The organism is Paenalcaligenes sp. GW821-LYS-B07-1 (assembly GCF_058803365.1).
Genome location: NZ_CM179516.1, coordinates 1,007,377 through 1,031,328 on the forward strand (window position 1 = coordinate 1,007,377; position 23,952 = coordinate 1,031,328).

25 protein-coding genes are annotated in these 23,952 nt (G+C 50.2%); 17 read left to right on the forward strand and 8 right to left on the reverse strand.

Going from position 1 to position 23,952, the window contains the following annotated elements:
* Window positions 1-112 precede the first annotated feature (112 nt).
* Window positions 113-988 (reverse strand): protease HtpX, encoded by an 876-nt coding sequence (htpX, locus tag AC3QL0_RS04665; protein WP_493010297.1) that lies wholly within the window; start codon window positions 986-988, stop codon window positions 113-115.
* A gap of 194 nt (window positions 989-1,182) precedes the next feature.
* Here htpX and AC3QL0_RS04670 point away from each other — a divergent pair, with 194 nt between their 5' ends.
* The 11 genes from AC3QL0_RS04670 to AC3QL0_RS04720 all read left to right on the forward strand — a co-directional run bounded on the left by AC3QL0_RS04670 (window position 1,183) and on the right by AC3QL0_RS04720 (window position 10,497).
* Window positions 1,183-2,064: a DMT family transporter gene (locus tag AC3QL0_RS04670; protein ID WP_135862659.1), complete on the forward strand. Its 882-nt coding sequence runs from the start codon at window positions 1,183-1,185 to the stop codon at window positions 2,062-2,064.
* Window positions 2,065-2,078: 14 nt separating this feature from the next.
* Entirely contained in the window at window positions 2,079-2,933 is an 855-nt protein-coding gene (locus AC3QL0_RS04675; protein ID WP_493010298.1) for a sulfurtransferase, read from the forward strand.
* Window positions 2,934-3,199: 266 nt separating this feature from the next.
* On the forward strand, window positions 3,200-3,457 hold the full coding sequence (locus tag AC3QL0_RS04680; RefSeq protein WP_493010299.1) for an exodeoxyribonuclease VII small subunit: 258 nt from the start codon (window positions 3,200-3,202) through the stop codon (window positions 3,455-3,457).
* A gap of 1 nt (window position 3,458) precedes the next feature.
* The gene (locus AC3QL0_RS04685) at window positions 3,459-4,373 is read left to right on the forward strand and encodes a polyprenyl synthetase family protein (RefSeq protein ID WP_493010300.1); all 915 of its coding nucleotides are present in this window, start codon (window positions 3,459-3,461) and stop codon (window positions 4,371-4,373) included.
* 110 nt (window positions 4,374-4,483) lie between these two features.
* Window positions 4,484-6,340, forward strand: a complete 1,857-nt coding sequence (dxs, locus tag AC3QL0_RS04690) for a 1-deoxy-D-xylulose-5-phosphate synthase (protein ID WP_493010301.1) — start codon at window positions 4,484-4,486, stop codon at window positions 6,338-6,340.
* Window positions 6,341-6,476: 136 nt separating this feature from the next.
* The gene (gene folE2 / locus AC3QL0_RS04695; RefSeq protein ID WP_493010302.1) at window positions 6,477-7,292 is read left to right on the forward strand and encodes a GTP cyclohydrolase FolE2; all 816 of its coding nucleotides are present in this window, start codon (window positions 6,477-6,479) and stop codon (window positions 7,290-7,292) included.
* Window positions 7,293-7,438: 146 nt separating this feature from the next.
* The gene (gene rpsF / locus AC3QL0_RS04700; protein WP_135862649.1) at window positions 7,439-7,849 is read left to right on the forward strand and encodes a 30S ribosomal protein S6; all 411 of its coding nucleotides are present in this window, start codon (window positions 7,439-7,441) and stop codon (window positions 7,847-7,849) included.
* A 19-nt stretch (window positions 7,850-7,868) separates the two neighbouring features.
* Window positions 7,869-8,186, forward strand: coding sequence for a primosomal replication protein N (gene priB, locus AC3QL0_RS04705; protein ID WP_493010303.1), 318 nt, complete (start codon window positions 7,869-7,871; stop codon window positions 8,184-8,186).
* A 67-nt stretch (window positions 8,187-8,253) separates the two neighbouring features.
* A complete protein-coding gene (rpsR, locus tag AC3QL0_RS04710; protein ID WP_135862647.1) occupies window positions 8,254-8,532 on the forward strand; it encodes a 30S ribosomal protein S18 in 279 nt (92 codons plus the stop codon).
* Window positions 8,533-8,547: 15 nt separating this feature from the next.
* Complete coding sequence (gene rplI / locus AC3QL0_RS04715) at window positions 8,548-9,003, forward strand: 50S ribosomal protein L9 (RefSeq protein WP_135862645.1); 456 nt, start codon at window positions 8,548-8,550, stop codon at window positions 9,001-9,003.
* Window positions 9,004-9,102: 99 nt separating this feature from the next.
* Window positions 9,103-10,497, forward strand: a complete 1,395-nt coding sequence (locus tag AC3QL0_RS04720; protein ID WP_430224089.1) for a replicative DNA helicase — start codon at window positions 9,103-9,105, stop codon at window positions 10,495-10,497.
* A gap of 6 nt (window positions 10,498-10,503) precedes the next feature.
* On the opposite strand, the gene pdxA is transcribed toward AC3QL0_RS04720, so the two are convergent.
* Genes pdxA through AC3QL0_RS04740 form a run of 4 tightly spaced genes read right to left on the reverse strand, consistent with a single transcriptional unit; the run spans window position 10,504 to window position 14,208 of the window.
* The gene (gene pdxA / locus AC3QL0_RS04725; RefSeq protein ID WP_493010304.1) at window positions 10,504-11,511 is read right to left on the reverse strand and encodes a 4-hydroxythreonine-4-phosphate dehydrogenase PdxA; all 1,008 of its coding nucleotides are present in this window, start codon (window positions 11,509-11,511) and stop codon (window positions 10,504-10,506) included.
* Window positions 11,512-11,562: 51 nt separating this feature from the next.
* Complete coding sequence (locus tag AC3QL0_RS04730) at window positions 11,563-13,251, reverse strand: PhoH family protein (RefSeq protein WP_493010305.1); 1,689 nt, start codon at window positions 13,249-13,251, stop codon at window positions 11,563-11,565.
* Between the two features lie 51 nt (window positions 13,252-13,302).
* Complete coding sequence (locus tag AC3QL0_RS04735; protein ID WP_135862639.1) at window positions 13,303-13,767, reverse strand: peroxiredoxin; 465 nt, start codon at window positions 13,765-13,767, stop codon at window positions 13,303-13,305.
* Between the two features lie 9 nt (window positions 13,768-13,776).
* Window positions 13,777-14,208 carry an Mth938-like domain-containing protein gene (locus AC3QL0_RS04740; protein WP_493010306.1) on the reverse strand — a complete coding sequence of 144 codons (432 nt, stop codon included), beginning with the start codon at window positions 14,206-14,208 and terminating at the stop codon, window positions 13,777-13,779.
* Window positions 14,209-14,356: 148 nt separating this feature from the next.
* Between AC3QL0_RS04740 and alaC the strand changes: the two genes are divergently transcribed.
* Genes alaC through AC3QL0_RS04760 form a run of 4 tightly spaced genes read left to right on the forward strand, consistent with a single transcriptional unit; the run spans window position 14,357 to window position 18,632 of the window.
* Window positions 14,357-15,544 carry an alanine transaminase gene (gene alaC / locus AC3QL0_RS04745; RefSeq protein ID WP_493010307.1) on the forward strand — a complete coding sequence of 396 codons (1,188 nt, stop codon included), beginning with the start codon at window positions 14,357-14,359 and terminating at the stop codon, window positions 15,542-15,544.
* A complete protein-coding gene (locus AC3QL0_RS04750) occupies window positions 15,541-16,842 on the forward strand; it encodes a homoserine dehydrogenase (protein ID WP_493010308.1) in 1,302 nt (433 codons plus the stop codon). Before alaC ends, AC3QL0_RS04750 begins: the two co-directional genes overlap by 4 nt.
* Entirely contained in the window at window positions 16,842-18,251 is a 1,410-nt protein-coding gene (gene thrC, locus AC3QL0_RS04755; protein ID WP_493010309.1) for a threonine synthase, read from the forward strand. The genes AC3QL0_RS04750 and thrC overlap by 1 nt, the downstream gene beginning before the upstream one ends.
* A 30-nt stretch (window positions 18,252-18,281) precedes the next feature.
* Complete coding sequence (locus tag AC3QL0_RS04760) at window positions 18,282-18,632, forward strand: RidA family protein (RefSeq protein ID WP_135866178.1); 351 nt, start codon at window positions 18,282-18,284, stop codon at window positions 18,630-18,632.
* 52 nt (window positions 18,633-18,684) lie between these two features.
* On the opposite strand, the gene hpnE is transcribed toward AC3QL0_RS04760, so the two are convergent.
* The 3 genes from hpnE to hpnC are packed head-to-tail and all read right to left on the reverse strand — an operon-like array spanning window position 18,685 to window position 21,738.
* Entirely contained in the window at window positions 18,685-19,995 is a 1,311-nt protein-coding gene (gene hpnE / locus AC3QL0_RS04765) for a hydroxysqualene dehydroxylase HpnE (RefSeq protein ID WP_493010310.1), read from the reverse strand.
* Window positions 19,992-20,855, reverse strand: coding sequence for a presqualene diphosphate synthase HpnD (gene hpnD / locus AC3QL0_RS04770; protein WP_493010311.1), 864 nt, complete (start codon window positions 20,853-20,855; stop codon window positions 19,992-19,994). The genes hpnE and hpnD overlap by 4 nt, the downstream gene beginning before the upstream one ends.
* Window positions 20,856-20,874: 19 nt before the next feature.
* Window positions 20,875-21,738: a squalene synthase HpnC gene (gene hpnC, locus AC3QL0_RS04775; RefSeq protein WP_493010312.1), complete on the reverse strand. Its 864-nt coding sequence runs from the start codon at window positions 21,736-21,738 to the stop codon at window positions 20,875-20,877.
* Between the two features lie 100 nt (window positions 21,739-21,838).
* Here hpnC and AC3QL0_RS04780 point away from each other — a divergent pair, with 100 nt between their 5' ends.
* Entirely contained in the window at window positions 21,839-22,555 is a 717-nt protein-coding gene (locus AC3QL0_RS04780) for an SDR family oxidoreductase (RefSeq protein WP_493010313.1), read from the forward strand.
* 6 nt (window positions 22,556-22,561) lie between these two features.
* The gene (radA, locus tag AC3QL0_RS04785) at window positions 22,562-23,950 is read left to right on the forward strand and encodes a DNA repair protein RadA (protein ID WP_493010314.1); all 1,389 of its coding nucleotides are present in this window, start codon (window positions 22,562-22,564) and stop codon (window positions 23,948-23,950) included.
* The last annotated feature ends 2 nt before the right edge of the window (window positions 23,951-23,952 follow it).

Below are 23,952 nucleotides of genomic sequence, written 5' to 3' on the forward strand. Positions count from 1 at the left end.
AACCTGCTATAAAAAATGCCCGATGATTTCATCGGGCATTTTTGTAGACTCACAACTGTATGTGGCTTAGGTGAGAACAGGGCAACCTCGTAATAAGGTTGTCCTGCTTTTATTATTGGCCTTGTTGTAGTGCGCGGATACGATCTTCAATAGGTGGGTGAGAAGCAAACAGTGCTGCAATGCTTTTGCCACCGGAAATGCCAGAAGCTTCGAAGCTTTTTGGCAGATCACCAGCCTCTACATTACCTAAGCGTGCTAAGGCACGAATCATAGGAGTGCGAGAGCCTAGTAAAGACGCAGAGCCTGCATCAGCACGGTACTCACGACGTCTTGAGAACCAGGCCACAATAATAGAAGCCAGGATGCCGAAAATGATCTCACAGACGATGGATGCAATGTAGTAGCCCATGCCCAGACCACGTTCGTTTTTCATGATGACGCGGTCTACAAAGTAGCCTACCAAACGAGCAAAGAAAATCACAAACGTGTTCACTACACCTTGGATTAAGGTTAGTGTCACCATATCGCCGTTGGCAATGTGGGCAACTTCGTGACCCAATACTGCCATGACTTCCTCTTCGTTCATGCTTTGCAGCAGACCGGTAGAGACAGCCACTAAAGAGTCGTTTTTAAACGCACCAGTCGCAAAAGCGTTAGGGGCGCCATCATAAATGGCGACTTCTGGTCTACCAATGCCAGCACGATCAGCCAACTGGTGAACGGTGTCTACTAACCACGCCTCTTGAGCATTGCGAGGTGCTTGGGGATCAATCACGTGTGCGCCGGTGCTGCGTTTAGCCATCCATTTACTGGTAAGTAATGAGATGATGGCTCCGGTAAAACCGATAATGGCAGAGAATACAAGTAAGGCAGTAGGGTCTAGACCTTCAGCGGTCAGGAATCGGCCTATGCCTAGTACGTTCATAGCGATGCTAAGAACCAGCATAACAGCCAAGTTGGTAGCTAGAAAAAGCAGAATACGAGTCATGGTTGATTACCGTGATGATCAGAAAAAATGGATAGACTGCTGCGGCACAGCAAAAGTCTTGATGTGGTTATTTTGCGAGAGTAACACCACATCCTAGTAGTTTACTGTGTTATATGCGGGTGAAGACTGCTATTGCAAGATAGGGGGAGTATAGTTTTAATCTTTGACTATTTTCCCTTCCAGCGGATTTCTGCATGCAATCGTTATGGATGTTGGTGGCCAGTTTCATGTTTGCCATCATGGGGGCAGGTATCAAGATCTCTGCCGAATATGATGCAAGCCTGGCACAAATTGTGTTGTTTAGGGGCTTGCCGTCTGTAATCTGTATTTTTGCGTGGGCGCAATGGCGTCAGCGTAGTTTGCGTCCAGTAAGCTGGAAAGCACATATTCTCCGCAACTTGTTTGGCGTGACCTCCATGTGGGCAGGTTTCTTCGCGCTGACCAACTTAAGCTTATCCACAGCCGTTAGTCTGAACTATACCGGGCCGTTATTTATCGGTATCTGGATGGTGTTCTTGGGCGGCATGCGCCGTGACTTTGTGCGTGTGTTTGCTGTGTTGCTAGGGTTTATCGGTGTGATTGCCGTATTGCGGCCTAGTATTAGCGAAGACCAATGGTTTGCAGCTGCTGTGGGGCTAAGCTCAGGCGCGTGTTCTGCTGTGGCAATGATGCAGATTCGCCAACTCGGCAAAATGGGCGAATCCGAATGGCGTACTGTGTTTTGGTTCTCGGTCTTCGTTTGCGTTTCTAGCATAGGTGGATTGGGTATACATGGTTGGCATGAGTTGCCGTGGCAAGGGTGGTTGGCGCTCTTGTGCGTTGGGGTTGCTGGGCTGGGTGGTCAGTTAGCCATGACCCGAGCGTTTGGTGCGGGCTCACCGCTGTTGTCTGCAGCACTGCAATATTCCACTATTATTTTTGCGTCATTACTGAGTATTGTGATCTGGAGCGATATACCAGATCTGCTAGCATGGCTGGGTATGGCTTTGGTGATCGCATCAGGTATGTTGTCATCGTGGCGTACCTACACAGAATCCAAATTGTTGCGTGGTGAAACGGCAGCAAAAAGTAAGTAAGGGAAGGAGTGGCAATGTTTACCTATTTAATTACCGCAACTGAGCTACAACAAGAGCACCGTTCTGACTGGTTGGTGTTTGATGTACGCCATGATTTGATGGATCCTCAGGCAGGGCGTAATGCCTATCTGCAAGGGCATATTCCGGGCGCTAGGTTCTTAGACAATGATTCAGACTTGGTTGGCAAACTCACTGGTAAAAATGGTAGACATCCTTTACCTGAACGTACCAAGTTTGCAGACCTGATGCGTAAACAGGGTTTGGAAAGCCAAACTCAGGTGGTGATTTATGATGCTGGCAACAGCATGTTTGCCGCACGTTTATGGTGGATGTTGCGTTGGTTAGGGCACGAGAAAGTTGCCATTTTGGATGGTGGGTGGCAAGCGTGGATAGCCGAAAACGGTAAAGTTGAAACCGATGTATCGCAGGCTGGCCCTGTGCCTAGTCAGTGGCTAGAAAGCGCTACCCCCGATATGCCTACAGTACAAGCGACAGACGTCTTGGCCAATATAGAGCAACCGCATTTTGTGGTGGTGGATGCGCGTGCTGGCGAGCGTTTCAGAGGTGAAGTAGAGCCTATAGATCCCGTAGCGGGTCATATTCCTGGTGCATTGAACCGGCCAAATAGTAGCAATCTACAAGCGGATGGTCGTTTTAAGCCTGTGTTGGAATTACGTGCCGAGTTCGCCTCGTTGCTGGGCGGTCGTCCAGCAGATCAGGTGGTGCATCAATGTGGTTCGGGTATCACTGCATGCCATAACCTGTTTGCGATGGAGTTGGCTGGTATGAATGGCTCTAAACTGTATCCAGGTTCGTGGAGTGAGTGGGTGAGTGACTCCTCTAGACCTGTGGCGGTGGGTGAAGCCTAATCGTGCACATGTAGGAAACTAAAAGGCCTGAACCCCTGTAGGAGTCAGGTCTTTTTTATGTACAGTAGATGGCCATTCTTCAGGTGGGGAGTCTTTCTGGTAAGAGGTCCACACCTTGTCAGAAACGAAGAATAAAGACCAAAACCCTCTAGATTTAGTTCAGAGTTGTTACCCTTTGGACATATGCCGTTAAAATGGCGAAGTTTGCCACGAGTATGGCAGGTTGGCTGGGTCGTTCAGACCTTTAAGCCTCAAAGGAAAATGCGATGAGTGATACACAAAACACAGATGCTGCGGGTGCACCGCTACCGGAAGACTACGAAGGGGCATTAGCCGAGTTGGAACAGTTGGTTCAACATTTGGAAAGTGGAGAGTTATCGCTAGAGCAATCCATCAACGCGTATCAGCGTGGTGTGGAGTTGGCTAAGGTTTGTCAGCAGCGCTTAGAAAAAGCGGAACAACAGGTAAAAGTGCTGCAGGGACAACTGCTCAAACCCCTTGGCGATAACGGCATAGAGGATTGATATGGGTGTAGAGAAAAGTGTAGGTGAAGAGTGGTTGCAAGAGCGCGTGCAGCATATGGAGCAAGTGCTGGCAAGCATGTTGCCTGCTGAGGATGTAAAGCCACAGCGTTTGCACCAAGCTATGCGTTATGCCGTATTAGGCGGCGGTAAGCGTGTGCGCGCCGCATTGGTCTACGCGGCAGGTGAGGCCGTATTGCAAGGTGTTGCGCCAACTGCTGCACAAGAAAAAGCTTTGGATTTGGCGGCTGCATCGGTAGAACTCATTCACGCGTACTCGTTGGTGCATGACGATTTACCCTGCATGGATGATGATACCTTGCGTCGTGGCCGTCCTACTGTACACGTACAGTTTGATGAAGCTACCGCCATGTTGGCTGGTGATGCGTTGCAACCATTGGCATTCGAGTTGCTGGCATCCATGCCTGTTGCGCCTGCATTGACCGTGCAAGCTGTGACATTGTTGGCTAAAGCGGCTGGTTCGTTGGGTATGGCTGGCGGTCAAGCGATTGACTGTGAGAGCGTAGGTGTAGCGTTGACCTTAGAGCAGTTGCAAGAAATGCATAGGCTGAAAACGGGCGCTATGTTGAAAACCAGTATTTTGCTGGGTGGTATTGTGGCAGGGGCTAGCTCCACACAACGTCAGATGCTGAATGATTACGGTAATGCCATGGGCTTGGGTTTCCAAGTGATGGATGACATTTTAGATGTCACAGCAGATACCCAGACACTGGGTAAAACTGCGGGTAAAGACGCCGAAGATAACAAGCCTACTTATGTGTCCATCATGGGGCTGGAGGAGGCTAAAGCGTTTCTGGCTTCCCTGCACGAGCAATCTCGCATGGCGATTAGAGCGCTAGGTAATGGTGGTCTATATCTGAGCTATATGGCAGATTACATTGTTGGACGGGCGTATTGATTGTTGAGGGCGGGCGGCTGTGCTGCTCGCTATTTACGTCTACAATGATCAATTACCTGCAATTTGTATCAAGGCTTGCATAAGTCTTCGTACTGGATCAGTATTTTTTTATGACTACCGTTTCACTTGAACAAATTCAGTCCCCTAAGGATTTACGTGCTCTAAGCCGGGGTGATCTGGACACGCTGACGGCTGAGCTGCGTCAGTTTATCTTGCACTCTGTGTCGCGCACGGGCGGCCACTTGTCGTCCAACTTAGGAACCGTAGAACTGACGGTAGCCTTGCACTATGTATTCAATACGCCACATGACCGCATTGTGTGGGATGTGGGGCATCAGTCTTATGCGCACAAAATTCTGACTGGCCGACGCGAACAAATGAGTGGCCTGCGTCAGGCAGATGGCATATCCGGTTTTCCTAAACGTAGCGAGTCTGAGTACGACGACTTCGGTACAGCGCATTCCTCTACTTCTATTTCTGCTGTGCTGGGTATGGCAGTGGCGTCTCGTAACCAAGGCATTTCGCGTCAACATATCGCGGTGATTGGTGATGGTGCGATGACTGCAGGGATGGCATTCGAGGCATTGAACAACGCGGGTGTGACGCCCGGTGTTAACGTGCTGGTGATATTGAACGACAACGATATGTCTATCTCGCCACCGGTAGGGGCGTTGAATCGTTATTTCGCACGTTTGATGTCTGGCCGTTTTTATGCAGCAGCTAAACATATGGGCAAAGCCGTGTTGCAACACGTACCGCCTGTACTAGAGTTAGCGCGACGCTTTGAAGGACATGCAAAAAGCGTATTGGCGCCTGCAACCCTATTTGAAGAGTTAGGTTTTAACTACATTGGCCCTATAGATGGCCATGATCTGGATTCCTTGCTTCCTACCCTAGAAAACCTGCAAGAACGCGGTGGTTTGCAGTTCCTGCATGTGGTGACTCGTAAAGGGCAGGGGTACAAGTTGGCCGAAGCTGATCCTGTGCTGTATCACGGCCCAGGTAAGTTCGATCCAGAAGTCGGTATACGTCAAGGCAAAGCACCTAGCTCGCCAACGTACACCCAAGTATTTGGTAAATGGCTCTGTGACATGGCCGCCCACGACAAACGTTTGTACGGTATCACGCCGGCCATGCGTGAGGGTAGCGGCATGGTTGAGTTCGAGTCCCATTTCCCTGAGCGTTATTTTGATGTGGGTATTGCCGAACAGCATGCTGTCACGTTTGCGGCAGGTATAGCCTGTGAGAAACAAAAGCCAGTAGTGGCGATTTACTCCACTTTCTTACAGCGTGGTTACGATCAACTGATACACGACGTGGCGTTGCAGGATTTGGATGTGACCTTTGCCTTAGACCGCGCAGGTCTGGTGGGGGCGGATGGTGCTACACACGCGGGTAATTACGACATTGCCTTTTTGCGTTGCGTGCCCAACATGGTGATTGCTACGCCTTCAGATGAAAATGAAACCCGCTTGCTGTTGAATAGTTGTTACCTACATGAAGGCCCGTCTTCGGTACGCTACCCTCGTGGCACTGGTATAGGTGCTACGGTAAGCGACAGCTTGGAAGGCGTAGAGATCGGTAAGGCAGTGGTACGTTTACAAGGCCAAAATACAGCTATTTTGGTGTTTGGTACGTTGCTGCCTGCAGCGATGCAAGCAGCTGAAGCCTGCGGTGCTACCGTCGTGGATATGCGCTTTGTGAAGCCCCTGGATGAAGCCTTGTTGCTGCAGTTGGCTGCTGATCACACGCATTTCGTTACTGTGGAAGATGCTGCCATTATGGGTGGTGCGGGTAGCGCTGTGAGCGAGTTCTTCGCTAGCCAACGCCTAGTACGGTCTATGTTGCACTTAGGATACCCTGACGAATTTATTGATCACGGGGATCAGAAAGTCTTGCATGCACAGTTGGGCTTGGATGCTGCTGGCATTCAGCAATCTGTGACCGCCTTTGTGGAAAATAAATAGCCTAATTTTTCGCTGTGCTCTCTTATACGCCTGTTATTAGTGGGGTTATAGTGAGCGCGCAGCGTGTATCTATTTCATAATTAAAGCATTACGATTTTCTCAGCTATGTCCAGATGGGCATATTTGGACAATTATCATGACGAGTATTACTAAAGCGGCTGGAACAATGCCGGACGTGCAAAGCAGTGTGGACACCCGTCACGTTGCTATTCAGAAAGTTGGTGTGCGCGGTGTGCGCTACCCATTGTTTGTGCAAATGGCAGGCGATGCTGCGCCTACCGTAGGCGAGTGGGAGCTAACCGTTGCGTTGCCGCCTGAAGAAAAAGGCACGCACATGTCCCGATTCATGGAGCTGTTGGAAAAATACCGCCAGACTCCTATTTCTTCGACGTTGTACTGTCAGATCGCTGCTGAAATGCTGGATCTACTGAAAGCAGAAGCCGGTGAAATCACTGTTTCTTTCCCTTACTTCATCAACAAGGCCGCACCAGTATCAGGTGTACAAAGCTTGTTGGATTACGAGCTGGGTTGGTCTGCTAGCGTGATGCGCACCGAAGATGGCAGCGTAGATACCGAATTTGAGCTAAGCGTATTGGTTCCTGTAACCAGCTTGTGCCCATGTTCTAAAGCAATTTCCAAATACGGTGCGCACAACCAGCGCTCCCACGTTACTGTCAACCTGGTGTTGGAAGACCCAGCAGCAGTAGATGTGAATGCGCTGATCCAACAAGTGGAAGAGCAAGCCTCTTGCCAGTTGTGGGGGTTGTTGAAGCGTACAGATGAAAAATACGTGACTGAACAAGCCTACGAAAACCCCAAATTTGTAGAAGATTTGGTGCGTGATGTAGCGGTATTGGTACGTGATATGCCGTCGGTATTGAACTACCGAATTGAGGCAGAAAACTTTGAGTCCATCCATAACCACTCAGCATACGCTGTGGTGGAAGGCTAACGCGACTTAGCATTTATTCGCGATAAGGCTTGTGTAGAGGCCTTATCGCGAGGTAGAATACTTGGTTTCTTGCTCACCCAGTTGTATAGGGTGGGCTGTCGTGTCTGAAAACGTTTTTTCAGGCGATATCCACAAGGAGTTGTTTCATGCGTCACTACGAAGTAGTGTTTATTGTGCACCCCGACCAAAGCGAGCAAGTGCCCGCCATGGTTGAGCGCTATCAAGCGATCATCACATCTGAAGGCGGTAAAATCCACCGTCACGAAGATTGGGGTCGTCGCCAATTGGCTTACCCTATCCAGAAACTGGTTAAGGCTCACTACGTGTGCCTGAACATCGAAATCGGCCAGAGCACTTTGGACGAACTCGAGCACTCGTTCCGTTACAACGATGCCATCCTGCGTTACTTGGTCGCTAAGACTGATGCTGCTCCTGAAGGCGCATCCATCATGATGAAGTCCGTGGAGCGTGAAGACAGCCGTCGTGCTAGCGCCGACAGCCAAGCTGACGACGAGGATGAAGTTGACGAGCAGGACGAAGAAGTTTCCGAGTCCTAATTAGGTTCCAACAGCGTACGTGAATCACCTGTCATTTACAGCTGTTGTTGCGAGTCCCGGGGAGTTACGTTACACCCCAGCAGGATTGCCAGCCATAGAGCTGACCTTGCAACACCAGTCTGAGGTAATGGAAGCCGGCCTTAAACGCCGTCTTGATTTTCAGGTTGATGCCGTAGCGCTTGGTGATACAGCCTTGCTACTAGTCGATGTACCGTTAGGGGCAACACTAGAAATTACAGGTTTTATCGCCCCGTTGCGAAAAGCGTCGGTAAGAATGATTGTGCACATACAAGATGTACAAATTCTTTATCCAGGCAGTGCAACGGTTGTTGTGTAAGTCAAGGTGCGGGTTGTACCGCACGAAATAAATTTCCGGCTAACCCGGAACAATACAGAGGTATATCATGGCTTTTGGTCGTAAAGGCGGCAAAGATAAACGCCGCAGATTTGGTCAGCAGAACCCGTTGTTCAAACGTCGTAAGTTCTGCCGCTTCACTGTAGCTGAAGTTAAAGAAATCGATTACAAAGATTTGGACACACTGCGTGACTTCATCCAAGAAAACGGCAAGATCATTCCTGCACGTTTGACTGGCACTAAGGCTCATTATCAGCGTCAGCTTGACACCGCTATTAAGCGTGCTCGCTTCTTGGCGTTGTTGCCGTACACCGATAATCACAAATAATTCGGGAGCTAAGTCATGCAAGTTATTCTGCTAGAGAAAGTTGTTAATTTGGGCGATTTGGGCGATGTAGTGCGCGTACGCAATGGCTACGCACGCAACTTCCTGTTGCCTCGTAAAATGGCCCGTCGTGCTACTGACAGTGCTATCCAAGAATTCGAAGCACGTCGTGCTGAATTGGAAAAAGCACAAGCTGACCGTCTGGCTGCTGCACAAACAGTTGGTGCCAAACTGGCTGAGCACAGTGTAAAACTGACTCAAAAAGCTGGTGTTGATGGCCGTCTGTTCGGTTCCGTAACCAACATGGACATCGCTGCTGCTTTGGTGGCTGCTGGTTTCGCAGACATCGTGCGTTCCCAGATCCGTTTGGCTGATGGCCCACTGAAAGCAATCGGTGAGTACACCGTTGCAGTGGTTCTGCACCCAGACGTAGTTGTTGATTTGGCCGTTATCGTTGAAGGCGATATCGACTAATTAGCACGCGAAACATGGTACATTTTATATTGGTGTACCACGTGTGAAAAAAGCCGGCACCTAGCCGGCTTTTTCTTTTGTTTTTCATGGGGTTTGGCGTTGGCTGAAGATATTCCAAATACGGATACTAAACTGGATTACTTGCGTGTTCCGCCGCATTCTATCGAGGCCGAGCAATCGGTACTAGGTGGCTTGCTGTTGGATAATGCAGCGTGGGATCGTATTGCTGATATTCTGGTAGATGAAGACTTTTACCGCTTTGATCACCGTATTATTTGGCAACATATTACACGCCTTATCGGTTTGGGTAGACCGGCCGACGTAGTGACTGTCTATGAGTCCTTATCCACAGCCGGAAAAGCAGAAGAAGTGGGTGGGTTGCAGTATTTGAATGCGTTGGCGCACAACACACCATCCGCTGCAAATATTCGACGTTATGCCGAAATCGTGCGTGAGCGTTCCATGCTGCGTAAGCTGGTAACGGTGGCTGATGAGATTTCGTCTGCCGCGTTTAACCCGCAAGGTAAAGAAGCACGCCAAATTCTAGATGATGCCGAATCACGCGTTTTTCAAATTGCGCAAGAAGGCTCTAGAGGTAGTGCTGGTTTTCTAGAGATTCAGCCATTGCTGACTCAGGTAGTAGAGCGTATTGACGAACTCTATCACCGCGAGGGTGACTCCGAGATCACTGGTATTCCCACGGGTTTCGTAGACTTAGACCGCATGACTTCGGGCTTGCAGCCGGGCGACTTGGTGATTGTTGCAGGGCGTCCTTCCATGGGTAAAACCTCGTTATCCATGAACATCGGTGAGCACGTAGCAATTGAGCAAGGTTTGCCAGTGGCAGTGTTCTCTATGGAGATGGGGGCGGTGCAGTTGGCGATGCGTATGGTGGGCTCCGTGGGCTTACTAGATCAGCACCGTATGCGTACAGGTAAGTTAGTGGCCGAAGATTGGCCTAAGCTCACGCACGCTGTGCAAAAAGTACAAGAAGCACAGATTTATATTGATGAAACCCCCGGTTTGTCAGGGATGGAAGTGCGTGCGCGTGCACGGCGCTTGGCCAGACAGTGTGGCAAGCTGGGTTTGATCATCATCGATTACTTGCAGTTGATGTCAGGTAATTCCGGTAGTGAAAACCGTGCAACAGAGATTTCCGAGATCAGTCGATCCCTAAAAGGTTTGGCTAAAGAGCTAGATTGCCCGTTGATTGCCCTGTCACAGTTGAACCGAAGTCTGGAGCAACGCCCCAACAAACGTCCGGTGATGAGTGACTTGCGTGAGTCAGGAGCTATTGAGCAGGATGCTGACTTGATTCTGTTTATTTACCGTGACGAGGTGTACAACCCCGATTCACCCGATAAGGGCACGGCAGAGCTGATTATTGGTAAGCAGCGTAATGGTCCTATTGGTACGGTGCGAGTAGCCTTCCAAGGAGCCAGTACGCGCTTTCTTAACTACACTAGCGGTAACGCCTACGTCGATAACGAATAAGGCGTGTCAGGCTACAGGCGCAGCGCTCATGCGCAGCGCCATTTCGAAGGCTTCACGCAGTGATGAAGGGTCAGCAATCCCTTTACCAGCGATATCAAAAGCCGTGCCGTGGTCTACACTGGTGCGCACAAACGGCAGACCTACGGTCACGTTAACTCCTTCATCTACACCCAAATACTTCACTGGGATCAGCCCTTGATCGTGATATTGGGCAACTACTACATCAAATTCCCCTTTGCGTGCACGCATGAAAATGGTGTCACCAGGCCATGGGCCAGTGACTTGCATGCCTTCAGCGCAGGCCGCTTGGATAGCAGGCGTAATCACTTGCTGTTCTTCTAGACCAAACTTCCCGTCTTCGCCTGCGTGAGGGTTTAAACCAGCTACAGCGATGCGAGGAACCGCAATACCAGCTTGCCTACAGGCTAGGTGCGCTAAACGTATAGCGCGTAGCTCAGCCTCAAAGGTGATATGGCGGGGTACATCGGCCAGCGCCATATGTATGGTGACCAACAATACGCGTAGCTCGTGATTAGCCAGCATCATGGCAAAGTCTTGGGTATTTGATCGCTCGGCCAGAATTTCTGTATGGCCAGGAGCATCAATACCGCCTGCTTGCATGGCTTTTTTGTGCAAAGGAGCGGTCACAATGCCGCGTATACGGCCAGCTTGAGCATCATCAATGGCGTGGCAGAGATACTCATAAGCGCCACGACCTGCTGCAGCATTGATTTCACCAAAGGGCAGGTCAATGGATAGGGCTTGCCAACGGTTGCGTACCACAATAGTCTGTTCGGGTATGGCACTGCCCTCAGGCAAGGTATCAGCGTCCACGATAGTCACTTGCTGCGCTAAGCCTAGCGCTTTGGCGGCACGGCGTAAGATGCCGCTATCACCGTACACCACGGTGGGGTGTGGAAGGCCTTGATGTATCAGGGACACAATAAGTTCAGGGCCAATGCCTGCAGCGTCACCCATGGTGATGCCCAGGGGAAGTGAACTAAGGGCTGTCATAATGCAAAAAACAAAAAAGCCCCGGCGTTATGCCGGGGCGGGATTAGAAAGTTAGAGTGCGTCGTTGGCGTAATCAGCCAGTCTGGAACGTTCGCCTCGTTGTAGCGTGATATGACCGGAGTGTGGCCACCCCATAAAGCGATCTACAACGTAGGTAAGGCCAGAGCTACCCTCGGTGAGGTATGGCGTATCAATCTGCGACAAATTACCTAAACAGACGATTTTGGTGCCAGGGCCTGCACGGGTAACCAGCGTTTTCATTTGCTTGGGTGTCAAGTTCTGTGCTTCATCAATAATCAGGAATTTATTGAGGAAGGTACGACCACGCATAAAGCTCATAGATTTAATTTGAATTTTGGATCGAATCAATTCCATGGTGCTGTTACGACTGTTCTCGGTAGAGCTGTTGCTTGAGCCGCTTTTTTGGTTGTTGGCACCAAGGTGCAGCACTTCCAAGTTATCTTCCAGCGCGCCCATCCACGGCGCCATTTTCTCTTCCTCAGTACCCGGTAAGAACCCAATGTCATCACCTACGGGCACAGTGGCACGCGTGATAATAATGTCGCTATACAAGCGGGTTTCTAATGTTTGAGTCAGAGCAGTGGCGACGGCCAACAAGGTTTTACCTGTACCGGCAGGGCCTAACAGCGACACAAAGTCACAATCGGGATTCATCAGCAGATTCAGTGCGAAGTTCTGCTCACGGTTACGTGCCGTAATGCCCCAGACATTGTTTTTGTGATGGCTGTAATCGCGAATTGTGGCCAGAACAGCAGTGTTGGCAGCAACCTCTTTAACTTGTGCGTACAAAGGTTGATCACCTTCGGTGTACACAAACTCGTTAACGTGCAACTGATTGCAGATAGGGCCTTGGATGCGGTAGTAGGTTGCACCTGCTTGCTGCCAGGATTCTAGTTTTTTGCCATGTTTACGCCAGAAGTCATCGGGCAGGGCGCGGGCTCCTTCGTATAGCAGGTCGGAGTCGTCCAGTACTTGATCATGCAAGTAGTCTTCTGCCAGCAAGCCCAGTGACTTCGCCTTCAGGCGCATGTTGATGTCTTTAGACACCATCACCACATCTTTATCGGTGATGGTCTGTTTCAACGCACTGACTACATTCAAGATGAGGTTGTCAGCTTTGCCCAGGGGTAGCTTGACGCTTAAGTCTGCATCCATGGCTTCGGTTTGGAAAAACAACAGCCCTTTGGCTTCGATGTTTCCCAAGGCATTTAGCGGTAAGCCATGATCTAGGGTGTTATCGCCTACTAAACCATCAAGATTACGGCTGACTTGACGGGCATTGCGAGCAACTTCAGACATGCCTTTTTTCTGATGGTCTAGCTCTTCTAGCACCATCATAGGCAAGTAAATGTCGTGCTCTTCAAACTTAAATAGCGAGTTTGAGTCGTGCAGTAAGACGTTAGTATCCAGCACAAACAGTTTGTGCGCTTGGTTACGCTTGCTGCTGCGAATAGGTTTTTTCGTTGTGGTAGCAGGCGGAGTGCTGCGACGTTCAGTGCGCTTCGCCGGTGCAGGGGTTGCGGTGCTAACCTCGGCAGCTGCAACGGCTGCTGTAGGAGGAGTAGATACCGGTACTGAAGGGGCGGCCACTGACGCTGGTTTAGGGGCTGGAGCAGCTTTCTTAGCAGCACTAGCTGTTTTTTTACTTGAGTTCGTAGCACGGACGCTTTGTGCATCCAGAGTGCTACCGAGGCGTTTGGGCAGCGGAGGTAGAGGCATGTATTCAGTGCTCCTGACTGAGTCAGTCCAAGTAGAATAATCTGCTTAGGACTAAAGTTGTTGGGCGGCTTCTAGTACATTTTGAACATGGCCGGGGACGCGCAGACCACGCCATTCCTGTACCAGTTTGCCTTCGGCATTCACTAAAAAAGTACTGCGTTCAATACCACGTACCTGTTTACCGTACATGTTTTTCATTTTCATGACACCAAATAATTCGCATAGTGTTTCATCGGGGTCACTGATCAAAGCGAAGGGTAGTGTTTGTTTTTCGATGAAACGTTCGTGTGAGCTCATGCTGTCACGCGACACGCCAATAATGCGTACCCCCAGCTTTTCAAAATCAGCGATAGCATCTCTGAAGCCTTGTGCTTCAGTGGTGCAACCAGGGGTGTTGTCACGCGGGTAGAAGTACAGCACGTAGGCGTGTCCTTGTAGCGATTGTGCAGAAAGAGTGCCTTGAGTGCTTTCAGCGGTAAAAGCGGGGATGGGTTGGCCAACAGCCAAGGTAGTCATAGGTGCTCCTTAGATAAGTAGGGCGGCCACAACCCTGCGGCCTTCTGACATCAAAATATTGTAGGTACGCGCAGCAGCAGAGGTATCCATGACTTCCACACCAATGCGCAAGCGCAGCAGCTCAACTGAGAGCGACGGGTGCAGCATTTGTTGGCGCTGACCAGTGCCGATTAGCACAACTTCAGGGGCGTTGTCCGGCAACGCTTGCGCAGCGCCATCGAGGAAGGCCATAGGATCTTGCTTAACATTATTAAGGCCAGCCAACATGCGCAGCGTATCTGGCGTGATCTGACTGACCGATGTAATAGTCAATGGTTGTACGGTGCCTTCAGGCATAAACCAGATGCTTTGGTGATGTTTTTGGCGGTTAATTTCCACGTAATCATCGCCATAAGCAGTAATCGTATTTAGGTGAGGATTGTTTTCTTTTTGCAATAGCACGGCGCATCTCCAGAGAACAATTATGATCATAGCGCAAACTAGGGTGTTGCCAATATTTTGCAGATGTTTTCCTCTTTGCCAGCGATAGATTAAACTTGTTGGTTTAGCACGTATTCCTTCTAGGCTTTTGTTGATCTCAAGGACGATCATGACCAGTTTTCCCCGTATTGAACGCTTACCGCCCTATGTATTTAACATCACTGGCGAATTGAAAATGGCGGCGCGCCGTCGCGGTGAGGATATTATCGATATGTCGATGGGGAACCCCGATGGGGCCACACCACAGCATATTGTGGATAAGCTGGTTGAAGCAGCCGCCCGTCCAGACACTCACGGCTACTCTGTTTCCCGCGGTATTCCTCGTTTGCGTAAGGCAATTTCTGATTGGTATGGCCGTCGTTACGACGTGCAAATCGACCCAGATGATGAAGCTATCGTGACCATTGGTTCCAAAGAAGGTCTTGCCCACTTGATGCTGGCTACGCTGGATCAAGGTGACACCGTTTTGGTTCCTAACCCTAGTTACCCTATCCATATTTATGGCGCGGTGATCGCGGGTGCCAACATTCGTTCCGTTCCAGTTATTCCTGGTACAGACTTCTTTGAGGAAGTAGAACGTGCGGTGCGTGAAACGATTCCTAAACCCAAAATGATGATTTTGGGTTTCCCAAGCAACCCTACAGCGCAATGTGTGGACTTGTCCTTCTTTGAGCGTATTGTGGCTTTGGCGAAAGAACACAACATTTTGGTCGTGCACGATTTGGCTTATGCAGACATCACCTTTGATGGCTATGTAGCGCCTTCCATCATGCAAGTAGAGGGTGCTCGTGATGTGGCGGTGGAATTCTTCACCATGAGTAAAAGCTACAACATGGCAGGCTGGCGTATTGGCTTCATGGTAGGGAACAAAGAGCTGGTTTCCGCCTTGGCCCGTATCAAGAGCTACCACGACTACGGTACGTTTACACCGTTGCAGGTGGCGGCGATTGCCGCGTTGGATGGCCCACAAGATTGCGTTAAAGAAGTGGTTGAGCAATACCGTAGCCGCCGCGATGTATTGACTAAAGGTTTGAAAGAAATTGGTTGGGATGTAGATGTGCCAAAAGCATCTATGTACATCTGGGCTCGTATTCCTGAGTTTTACCGTGCTCAAGGTTCATTAGAGTTTTCCAAACGCCTGCTGGCAGACGCCAAAGTAGCGGTATCCCCCGGTATTGGTTTCGGTGAGTACGGCGATGAGTATGTGCGTTTCGCACTGATAGAAAATGAGCAGCGTACACGACAAGCGGTACGTGGTATCAAAGATATGTTCCGAAAGGACGGGTTGTTGAAATGAGTCCAATAAAAGTTGGTTTGCTAGGTTTAGGTGTAGTAGGTGGTGGCACCTGGAAAGTCCTGACACAGAACGCAGATGAAATCGCTAGACGTGCAGGTAGACGAATTGAAGTGGTAGCTGTGGCCGTACGTGACGTGCAAAAAGCACGTGACTTGTTGGGCGACAGCGTCAGTATCAGCACTAATGGTATGGATGTAGTCAACAATCCAGACATTGATGTGGTGGTGGAATTGGTTGGGGGCGAAACCCTGGCTAAAGACTGGATCATGCGTGCCATTGAGTTGGGTAAGCATGTGGTCACGGCAAACAAAGCACTGTTGGCTGTGCACGGCAACGAAATTTTCGCGGCTGCACATAACAAAGGTGTAATGGTAGCGTTTGAAGCTGCTGTGGCCGGTGGTATTCCTATCATCAAAGCAATTCGTGAAGGGTTGAGCGCTAACCGTATTCAATGGGTAGCGGGCATCATCAACGGCACAACCAACTTTATTCTGTCCGAAATGCGTTCGCGTGGTCTGTCTTTCGAGGCAGCCTTGGCGGATGCACAGAAATTGGGCTACGCCGAAGCCGATCCTACTTTTGACATCGAAGGTGTAGATGCCGCGCACAAACTGACATTATTGTCGGCCTTGGCGTTCGGTATTCCTGTGCAGTTCAGCACTGCACACATCGAAGGTATTACCGCATTGGCTGCCGAAGACATTCGTCACGCTGAGCGCTTGGGTTACACCGTCAAACTGTTGGGTATTACTCGTCACCGCGAAGAGGGTATTGAGCTGCGCGTGCATCCTACTTTGGTGCCTGCTGATTCCTTGTTGGCTAACGTACAAGGCGCGATGAACGCCGTGATGGTACATGGTGATGCCGTAGGTTCCACCGTGTATTACGGCGCTGGTGCTGGCGAGTTGCCTACAGCTTCTGCTGTGGTGGCTGACTTGGTGGATGTGGCCCGTTTGATGACGGCTGATCCAGAACACCGCGTACCGTACTTGGCCTTCCAACAAGACGCGATGGCTGATACACCAATTCTGCCTATGGCCGATGTACGTTCCGCTTACTACCTACGTTTGCGCGTGGCTGACCAGCCTGGCGTATTGGCGGATGTAGCGCGTATCTTGGCTCAAGGTAATATCTCTATTGAGTCTATGTTCCAAGAGCCGGCTCAAGATGGTGAAGCCGATATCATCTTCCTGACACACGTCGCTCGTGAAGGCGATATTGATCAAGCTACAGCACAAATTCAGAAGTTGCCATTTGTGCGCTCCAACTTGATCCGCTTGCGCGTGGAGAGCTTGTAATGAACTATATTTCTACTCGCGGGGGCATGGCCCCTCAAGCATTCTCGGATATCTTGCTGGAAGGCTTGGCTCCCGATGGTGGCTTGGCAATTCCTGAGCAATATCCTCAGATTGATAGCGCCACACTAGAAAGCTGGCGCGCACTGCCTTACAACGAGTTGGCGCTGGAAATTCTGTCGCGTTTCGTGACTGATATTCCTCGTGCCGATTTGGCAGAGTTGACAGCCTCAGCGTACAACCCTGAGTTGTATGATGGTGGTGTGATGGTGCCACTGAAGCCATTGAAAGGCCAAATCAGCTTGGTGGGCTTGTCTCAAGGTCCAACCTTGGCCTTCAAAGACATGGCTATGCAATTCTTGGGCCAAGTGTTTGAGTACGTGCTGACCAAACGCGGCACGACCATCAACATTCTGGGTGCTACCTCTGGTGATACCGGCTCTGCAGCCGAGTACGCGCTTAAAGGCAAAAAAGGGGTGAACGTATTCATGCTGTCACCGTTTGGCCGCATGAGCGAATTCCAGCGTGCACAGATGTACAGCCTGCAAGATGAAAACATCCATAACCTGTCAGTTAAAGGTGTGTTTGACGATTGCCAAGATATTGTTAAAACCCTGGCAGGCGATTTGGATTTCAAATCGCGCTGGCACTTGGGTGCAGTGAACTCCATCAACTGGGCGCGTATTGCGGCTCAAGTGGTGTACTACTTCTGGGCATGGTTGCGTGCTACTGAGAAAGCCGGGCAAGAGGTATCTTTTGCTGTGCCTTCCGGGAATTTCGGCAACATTCTAGCGGGTCATATTGCTAGACAAATGGGCTTGCCTGTACGCAAACTGGTATTGGCGACTAACGAAAACAACGTATTGGAAGAGTTCTTCCGTACTGGTGTGTACAAACCTCGTAGTTCAGCAAACACCTACGCGACATCCAGTCCATCCATGGATATTTCCAAAGCATCTAATTTTGAGCGCTTTGTGTTTGACCTACTGGGCCGTGATCCAAAAGCGTTGGCAGCGTTGTGGGAGCAATTGAGCTCACAAGGCTATTTTGATCTTAGCGATAAAAAAGCTGAGTTTGAAACCACCTACGGTTTTGTTGCGGGTACTAGCTCGCATGCTGATCGTTTGGAAACTATTCGTTCTGTCTACCAAGAAACTGGTGTACTGATTGATCCGCATACCGCAGATGGCGTGAAAGTTGCCGCTCAGTATGTGGAAGACGGTATTCCTATGTTGGTATTGGAAACTGCACTACCAGCCAAGTTCTCTGAAACTATTGAAGAGGCGATTGGCCAACCTGCACCAGTGCCTGCACACCTGCAACACTTGGCTTCATTGCCACAGAAAGTTGAAGTGCTGGATGCCGATGTAGAGCAAATCCGTCGTTATGTGGAAACACACGCGGCTATTTAATTATCACGCATACGAATCAAGGAGCACAGCGTGAGTATTCAACGTTTTGAACCAAACGCCAGAATGAGTGAAGCTGTGGTGCACGGTAATACCGTGTACTTGGCTGGCCAGATTGGTAACGAAGGCCAAGATATCACAGAGCAAACTCGTACCGCATTGGCCGAGGTTGATCGTGCTTTGGCCTTGGCTGGCACCAACAAGTCCAACATTTTACAAGCCACTATCTGGCTTAGCGACATGAAGGATTTCGCTGCCATGAATGCAGTGTGGGATGCGTGGATTGATCCACAAAATCCACCTGCACGAGCAACGGGTAAAGTCGAACTGGCGAACCCTAAGTTGGGCGTGGAAATTGTAGTGATTGCTGCATTGCCTCAGTAAATTCGGGCAAGTAGGAATAAAAAGCTGAAACGTTTTTGCGTTTCAGCTTTTTTTATATGTGTTGTGATTGCAGTACGGCTTGGGCGCTTTTAATACCGCTGCGAACGGCTCCCTCTAATACCCCGGGGTAGGGGTTTAGCAACCAGTCACCAGCCAATTTAATCGCTGGCCAGAAGGTGTTTTCTTCTGGTCTAAACGTACTGGGTGTGGCCTCAAAGGTAGCGCGTTTTTCAATAATCAGCTCGTGTTGTTCAAACGCAGGTAGAGGGCTACGCGAATGTGTTTGAGTGCGTAGCTGTTCTTCCGTTTTTTGAGCCAGCGCCTCACGGCCCAACAGACTAGCCTCATCAGCATTGCTGATGACCACACTAATCAGGTCGCGTGCAAAGCTATTGGGAATAGCATGGTGATTGAACAACCATTGGCCGTAGTGTTGTTTTTGCGGTTGTTCGTGCAGCATCAACAAGGGTTCGGGCTCTAGCCAAGGGCTACGTGGCTGCCAATATAGGGTAGCAATAGGGCGATGGCGTATGGCTTGAATGTGTTGCAGCCATGACTGCTCAGCAGTTGAGTGCACTAAGTGACCCAGTAGTCGGACACAGTCATAGGATGCCACGGCCACGATGCAAGCATCAAAGTGTTGGCCATCGACGAGCACCCCTGTTTTATCGGGCGTGATCTGCTGAACTCGATGGCCCAGTAGCAACTCACAGTGCCTAAACGCATGGCTTGCCCATAGCGTAGACAAATCTTGCTTTGGAATCAGCATTTGGCTGTCTGCACGACTTCCACCTAAGCTATCACGCAGCACATTGGCAAACAGTTGAGCACAGGCAATGTCTATGGGAGTGTTCATAGCCGCCAAGCAGAGGGGCTGCCAGAAGTGTTCAATTAGAGTGTGACTTTGTTGATGCTGTTGCAGAAGCTGTAATACGGTTTGTTGGGCTGGCACCTTCCAGTGCTGTCGTTGTAGGGCCAGTTGCAGATGAATCAGCTTGTATTTGTCTGACCAGCTATAGCCTTTGGCGGTGAGTAAACCGGCCGCCATATGAAAGGGGGCGGGTAGGGCTTTGGCACGTAATTGGTAGCGAGCATCGGCGCTAATAATGCCCAGCTCGGTACGGTGAAAAGCCTGTTCTGTATTCAAACCTAATGTGTGCATCAATTGCAGGGTTTGACTGTAGGCGCCTAGCATTAAGTGTTGGCCATTATCTATGGGGTGGCCAAATACACTGTGTGGCACGCAACGGGCTCTGCCGCCTAGCTGTCGTGCCGCTTCAAAAACGGTAACGTGGTGTTGAACGCTGAGTTGGCTGGCTGCTGCTGCGCCAGCCCAGCCAGCACCAACAATGGCAATGTTCATCGGGCGAAAAGGCGTTTCAAATTACGTCCGCCGCGTACCCAGGTTTTCCACGCTAGCCAGAATTTGCGTATAGGTGTGAGCGAAATACGCTGATCCAGTACAGGCCATTTGTCGCGGGCGATTTCTACCAGCAATGCATGATAAATCGCAGCCATTAATAGGCCAGGACGTTGGGAGCGTCGGTCTTGTTCAGGCAGGCTTTGCAGAGCATCACGGTACAAGTCGTAGGCGCGTTCTGTTTGAAACGCCATCAATGCTTCAAAGTTACTGCTGTGGCGACGATCTAAAATATCTACGCCTTTTACTGAGAATTTTTCCAGTTCGTTAATAGGTAGGTAGATACGTCCACGGCGGGCATCATCACCCACATCACGAATAATGTTGGTGAGCTGGAAAGCGAGCCCCAGTTTTTGTGCGTACTCAGTGGTTTCTGGGCAGGTCTGGCCAAAAATCTTGGCTGACATCACGCCTACTACGCCAGCGGCATGCCAACAGTAGCGTTGTAGGTCTTCCCAAGTTTCATAGCGCACTTCGTCCAGATCCATTTCCATGCCATCAATCACGGCCAACAGCTCTTCGGCCTGAATGCCATAGACAGCGACATGCTCTGACAGGGCTTTCATGACGGGGTGAGTGGCTTGTCCTTGGTAAAGCGCGTCTACTTGTTCGCGCCACCAGACGAGTTTCATACGTGCTACAGAGGCTTCACGTATTTCATCTACTACATCATCCACTTCCCGGCAAAATGCATAGAGTGCAGTAATGGCACGACGCCGCTCCTGTGGCAAAAACAGGAATGAATAATAAAAGCTGGAGCCACTCTGGGCGGCTTTGTTTTGGCAATATTCGTCAGGACTCATGCTGCGTAGCGGGCATCTATCAAAGAGTAGGGGAGGGCAGTGGCTGTAGGCTACGCCATATCAAACGTGCCCAATCGGTTTTGGCCAGAACGGGGCGTTGGTGGAACATATCAAAGCCTACTTGCTCAAGGCGTTCAAGTATACGCAAGCCACCCAAGATTACCAACTTTAGCTCTAAGGCCATGCGCCCCGGAAGCTGTTTCACCAAGGGTGAGCCACTCAGTAGTAAGTGGCGGGCGTGATTTACAAGAAACTGCATTAACTGCTGCCATGCAGGGTGCAAATAGGCATCGGGATTTTCTAAGCACTGACTAGGAAAGTCGTCAGGCAAACCGTACTGGTGCATTAAGGCTTGCGGCAAATAGGCTCTATCTTTTTGCCAATCAATCGCCACGTCTTGCCAGAAATTGGTGAGTTGCAGACCGGTGCAGATAGCATCCGACCAGAGCAGGTTTTCGGCGTTATCAGCGCGATACAGTCCTAACATTAAGCGCCCTACTGGATTAGCAGAGCGGCTGCTGTAATCCAGCAACTCTTGCAGTTCGTTGTAGCGGCTTTGTCGAACGTCTTGGCAAAAGGCAGACAGCAAATCGTGAAAAGGCTGATATGACAATTGGTGTTGCTGTATTTGTGCTGCCAAGGGCATAAAAATGGGGCGCAGCTCAGCCAGTTCGGCTGACAAGGGCTGCCCATGTTTTAGCTGTTGTAATGCTTTTTCATAGTTGTGTAAGGCTGTCAAGCGTTCTTCAGCGCTTGCATCGCCTTCATCCGCAATATCGTCTGCACTGCGCGCAAACCTATAGATAGCATGTACGGCCGGGCGCAACGCTTTGGGCAGTAAAACAGAGGCAACGGGGAAGTTTTCATAGTGATCTACAGACATGTAGCAAGTATAAAGCACAGTGTGGCGCAAGGTACTCACCCCTTAGTGTATTGCTACGTTCTGGTTTAGACTTTCAAGCAGAATAATCGCGAGGTCTACAATGAAAAATAAATGTGTACTGGTAACAGGTGCCACCAAAGGTATAGGTTGGGCGATCAGTCAGCGTTTGGCCGATGCGGGGGCGCATGTGGTGGGGTTGGCACGTAATACGCAAGATATAGACTTTCCGGGCTATCTCTATGCATGTGATTTGACCAATGCAGGTGAAACAGAGGAAATGTTGCGATTGATTCGCGAAAAATATCCTGTGGATGCCATCGTTAATAATGTAGGGATTGTGCGGCCTAGCCCTTTAGGTGAAGTAGACCTTGCAGCGTTATATGAAGTCTTTGATTTGAATGTACGTGTGGCCGTACAAGTAACACAAGCATTTGTGCCGTCCATGAAAGCGCGTCGAGAAGGGCGTATCGTGAATATCTGCAGTCGCGTCGTGAATGGGGCGTACGATCGTACCAGTTACTCGGCAGCTAAAAGCGCCTTGTTAGGATGCACACGAACATGGGCACTAGAGCTCGCACCTTTTGGCATTACCGTCAATGCAGTGTCACCAGGGCCAGTAGAAACAGAGCTGTTTCGTGCGGGGCACCCTCACGGTGGCGATGCTGAGAAAAAAGCGTTGGCTTCTATTCCTATGGGGCGTATTGCCGAAGCCAGTGAAGTGGCGGCGGTAGTGGCATTTTTATTAAGTGATGAAGCTGGCTATATCACTGGGCAAGAAATTGGTGTAGATGGTGGAAGCAGTTTGGCAGGACGGTAAAGCCTTATGGTGACACAGCGCCGCGCGGCAAAAAAAGCAAAAATTACCTTTGTTTGTACTGAATGTGGGGGTGAAAGTCCTCGCTGGGAAGGTAAGTGCCCTCATTGCAGCGAGTGGAATACTCTGCAAGAGTTTAAAGACAGCTCTGGTGGCGCAGGGGAAACCAACCGATTTGCGGCGTTAGCGGGTGCAAGTCCAGTACAAAAACTCACGGAAGTACAAGCACGAGAACTACCACGCCAACCTAGTGGCATTGAAGAGTTCGATAGGGTGCTAGGTGGTGGTTTGGTGCCAGGAGGCGTGATTTTGCTTGGCGGTGACCCAGGTATAGGGAAATCCACCTTATTATTGCAAGCGATGACAGCCTTGGCTAAGGTTGCTCCTGTGCTGTACGTCACTGGTGAAGAATCCGCTGAGCAAGTTGCATTGCGTGCTCGCCGGTTGGCCGTCGATACCGAAGGCGTAGATCTTTTAGCAGAAATACGCTTAGAGTCCATTATCGAAACGTTAATAGAACGACGCCCATTGGTGGCTGTGATTGACTCTATTCAAACGTTGTACTCAGGCGAACTGAGTGCTGCGCCCGGTTCGGTTTCGCAAGTACGTGAATGTGCAGCGCAACTCACGCGGGTTGCCAAGCAGCATGGCATTTCCATCGTTTTCGTCGGTCACGTTACCAAAGATGGTTCGTTGGCCGGCCCACGAGTGCTAGAACATATAGTGGATACTGTGCTGTATTTTGAGGGGGACACACACTCTTCATACCGGTTGATACGCGCGTTCAAAAACCGTTTTGGTGCGGTAAATGAACTGGGTGTGTTTGCCATGACAGACAGAGGCTTACGTGGAGTTAGTAATCCGTCGGCATTGTTTTTGTCCCAGCACCAGCAAAAAGTACCGGGGTCCTGTGTGATGGCGACTCAAGAGGGTACTCGTCCATTATTGGTAGAGATACAGGCCTTGGTCGATACGGCTCACGTTCCTAATCCACGTCGCTTATCGGTAGGTTTGGAAGGTAACCGTTTGGCCATGTTGTTGGCGGTGATGAATCGCCATGCGGGTATTGTGACGTATGACCAAGATGTGTTTGTGAACGCGGTAGGGGGCGTACGTATTACCGAGCCTGCAGCTGACTTGGCTGTGTTATTGGCGATTATGTCATCGCTGAATAACAAAGCCTTGCCTGAAGGCTTGGTGGCTTTTGGTGAGGTAGGCTTGTCAGGTGAAATTCGCCCGGCACCGCGTGGGCAAGAGCGCCTGAAAGAAGCTGCTAAACTTGGTTTTAGTATTGCCTTGATTCCGCAAGCGAATGCGCCACGTCAGGCCATCGAGGGCTTAGAGGTGTGGCCAGTGTCGCGTATTGAAGAGGCTGTAGACCGTGTAAGGTCCAGATAAAC

Excerpts from the sequence above, each read along its gene's own strand:
- htpX (WP_493010297.1), bottom strand. The coding sequence starts at position 988 with ATGACTCGTATTCTGCTTTTTCTAGCTACCAACTTGGCTGTTATGCTG.
- AC3QL0_RS04670 (WP_135862659.1), top strand. The coding sequence starts at position 1,183 with ATGCAATCGTTATGGATGTTGGTGGCCAGTTTCATGTTTGCCATCATG.
- AC3QL0_RS04675 (WP_493010298.1), top strand. The coding sequence starts at position 2,079 with ATGTTTACCTATTTAATTACCGCAACTGAGCTACAACAAGAGCACCGT.
- AC3QL0_RS04680 (WP_493010299.1), top strand. The coding sequence starts at position 3,200 with ATGAGTGATACACAAAACACAGATGCTGCGGGTGCACCGCTACCGGAA.
- AC3QL0_RS04685 (WP_493010300.1), top strand. The coding sequence starts at position 3,459 with ATGGGTGTAGAGAAAAGTGTAGGTGAAGAGTGGTTGCAAGAGCGCGTG.
- dxs (WP_493010301.1), top strand. The coding sequence starts at position 4,484 with ATGACTACCGTTTCACTTGAACAAATTCAGTCCCCTAAGGATTTACGT.
- folE2 (WP_493010302.1), top strand. The coding sequence starts at position 6,477 with ATGACGAGTATTACTAAAGCGGCTGGAACAATGCCGGACGTGCAAAGC.
- rpsF (WP_135862649.1), top strand. The coding sequence starts at position 7,439 with ATGCGTCACTACGAAGTAGTGTTTATTGTGCACCCCGACCAAAGCGAG.
- rpsR (WP_135862647.1), top strand. The coding sequence starts at position 8,254 with ATGGCTTTTGGTCGTAAAGGCGGCAAAGATAAACGCCGCAGATTTGGT.
- rplI (WP_135862645.1), top strand. The coding sequence starts at position 8,548 with ATGCAAGTTATTCTGCTAGAGAAAGTTGTTAATTTGGGCGATTTGGGC.
- pdxA (WP_493010304.1), bottom strand. The coding sequence starts at position 11,511 with ATGACAGCCCTTAGTTCACTTCCCCTGGGCATCACCATGGGTGACGCT.
- AC3QL0_RS04730 (WP_493010305.1), bottom strand. The coding sequence starts at position 13,251 with ATGCCTCTACCTCCGCTGCCCAAACGCCTCGGTAGCACTCTGGATGCA.
- AC3QL0_RS04735 (WP_135862639.1), bottom strand. The coding sequence starts at position 13,767 with ATGACTACCTTGGCTGTTGGCCAACCCATCCCCGCTTTTACCGCTGAA.
- alaC (WP_493010307.1), top strand. The coding sequence starts at position 14,357 with ATGACCAGTTTTCCCCGTATTGAACGCTTACCGCCCTATGTATTTAAC.
- AC3QL0_RS04750 (WP_493010308.1), top strand. The coding sequence starts at position 15,541 with ATGAGTCCAATAAAAGTTGGTTTGCTAGGTTTAGGTGTAGTAGGTGGT.
- thrC (WP_493010309.1), top strand. The coding sequence starts at position 16,842 with ATGAACTATATTTCTACTCGCGGGGGCATGGCCCCTCAAGCATTCTCG.
- hpnE (WP_493010310.1), bottom strand. The coding sequence starts at position 19,995 with ATGAACATTGCCATTGTTGGTGCTGGCTGGGCTGGCGCAGCAGCAGCC.
- hpnD (WP_493010311.1), bottom strand. The coding sequence starts at position 20,855 with ATGAGTCCTGACGAATATTGCCAAAACAAAGCCGCCCAGAGTGGCTCC.
- hpnC (WP_493010312.1), bottom strand. The coding sequence starts at position 21,738 with ATGTCTGTAGATCACTATGAAAACTTCCCCGTTGCCTCTGTTTTACTG.
- AC3QL0_RS04780 (WP_493010313.1), top strand. The coding sequence starts at position 21,839 with ATGAAAAATAAATGTGTACTGGTAACAGGTGCCACCAAAGGTATAGGT.
- radA (WP_493010314.1), top strand. The coding sequence starts at position 22,562 with ATGGTGACACAGCGCCGCGCGGCAAAAAAAGCAAAAATTACCTTTGTT.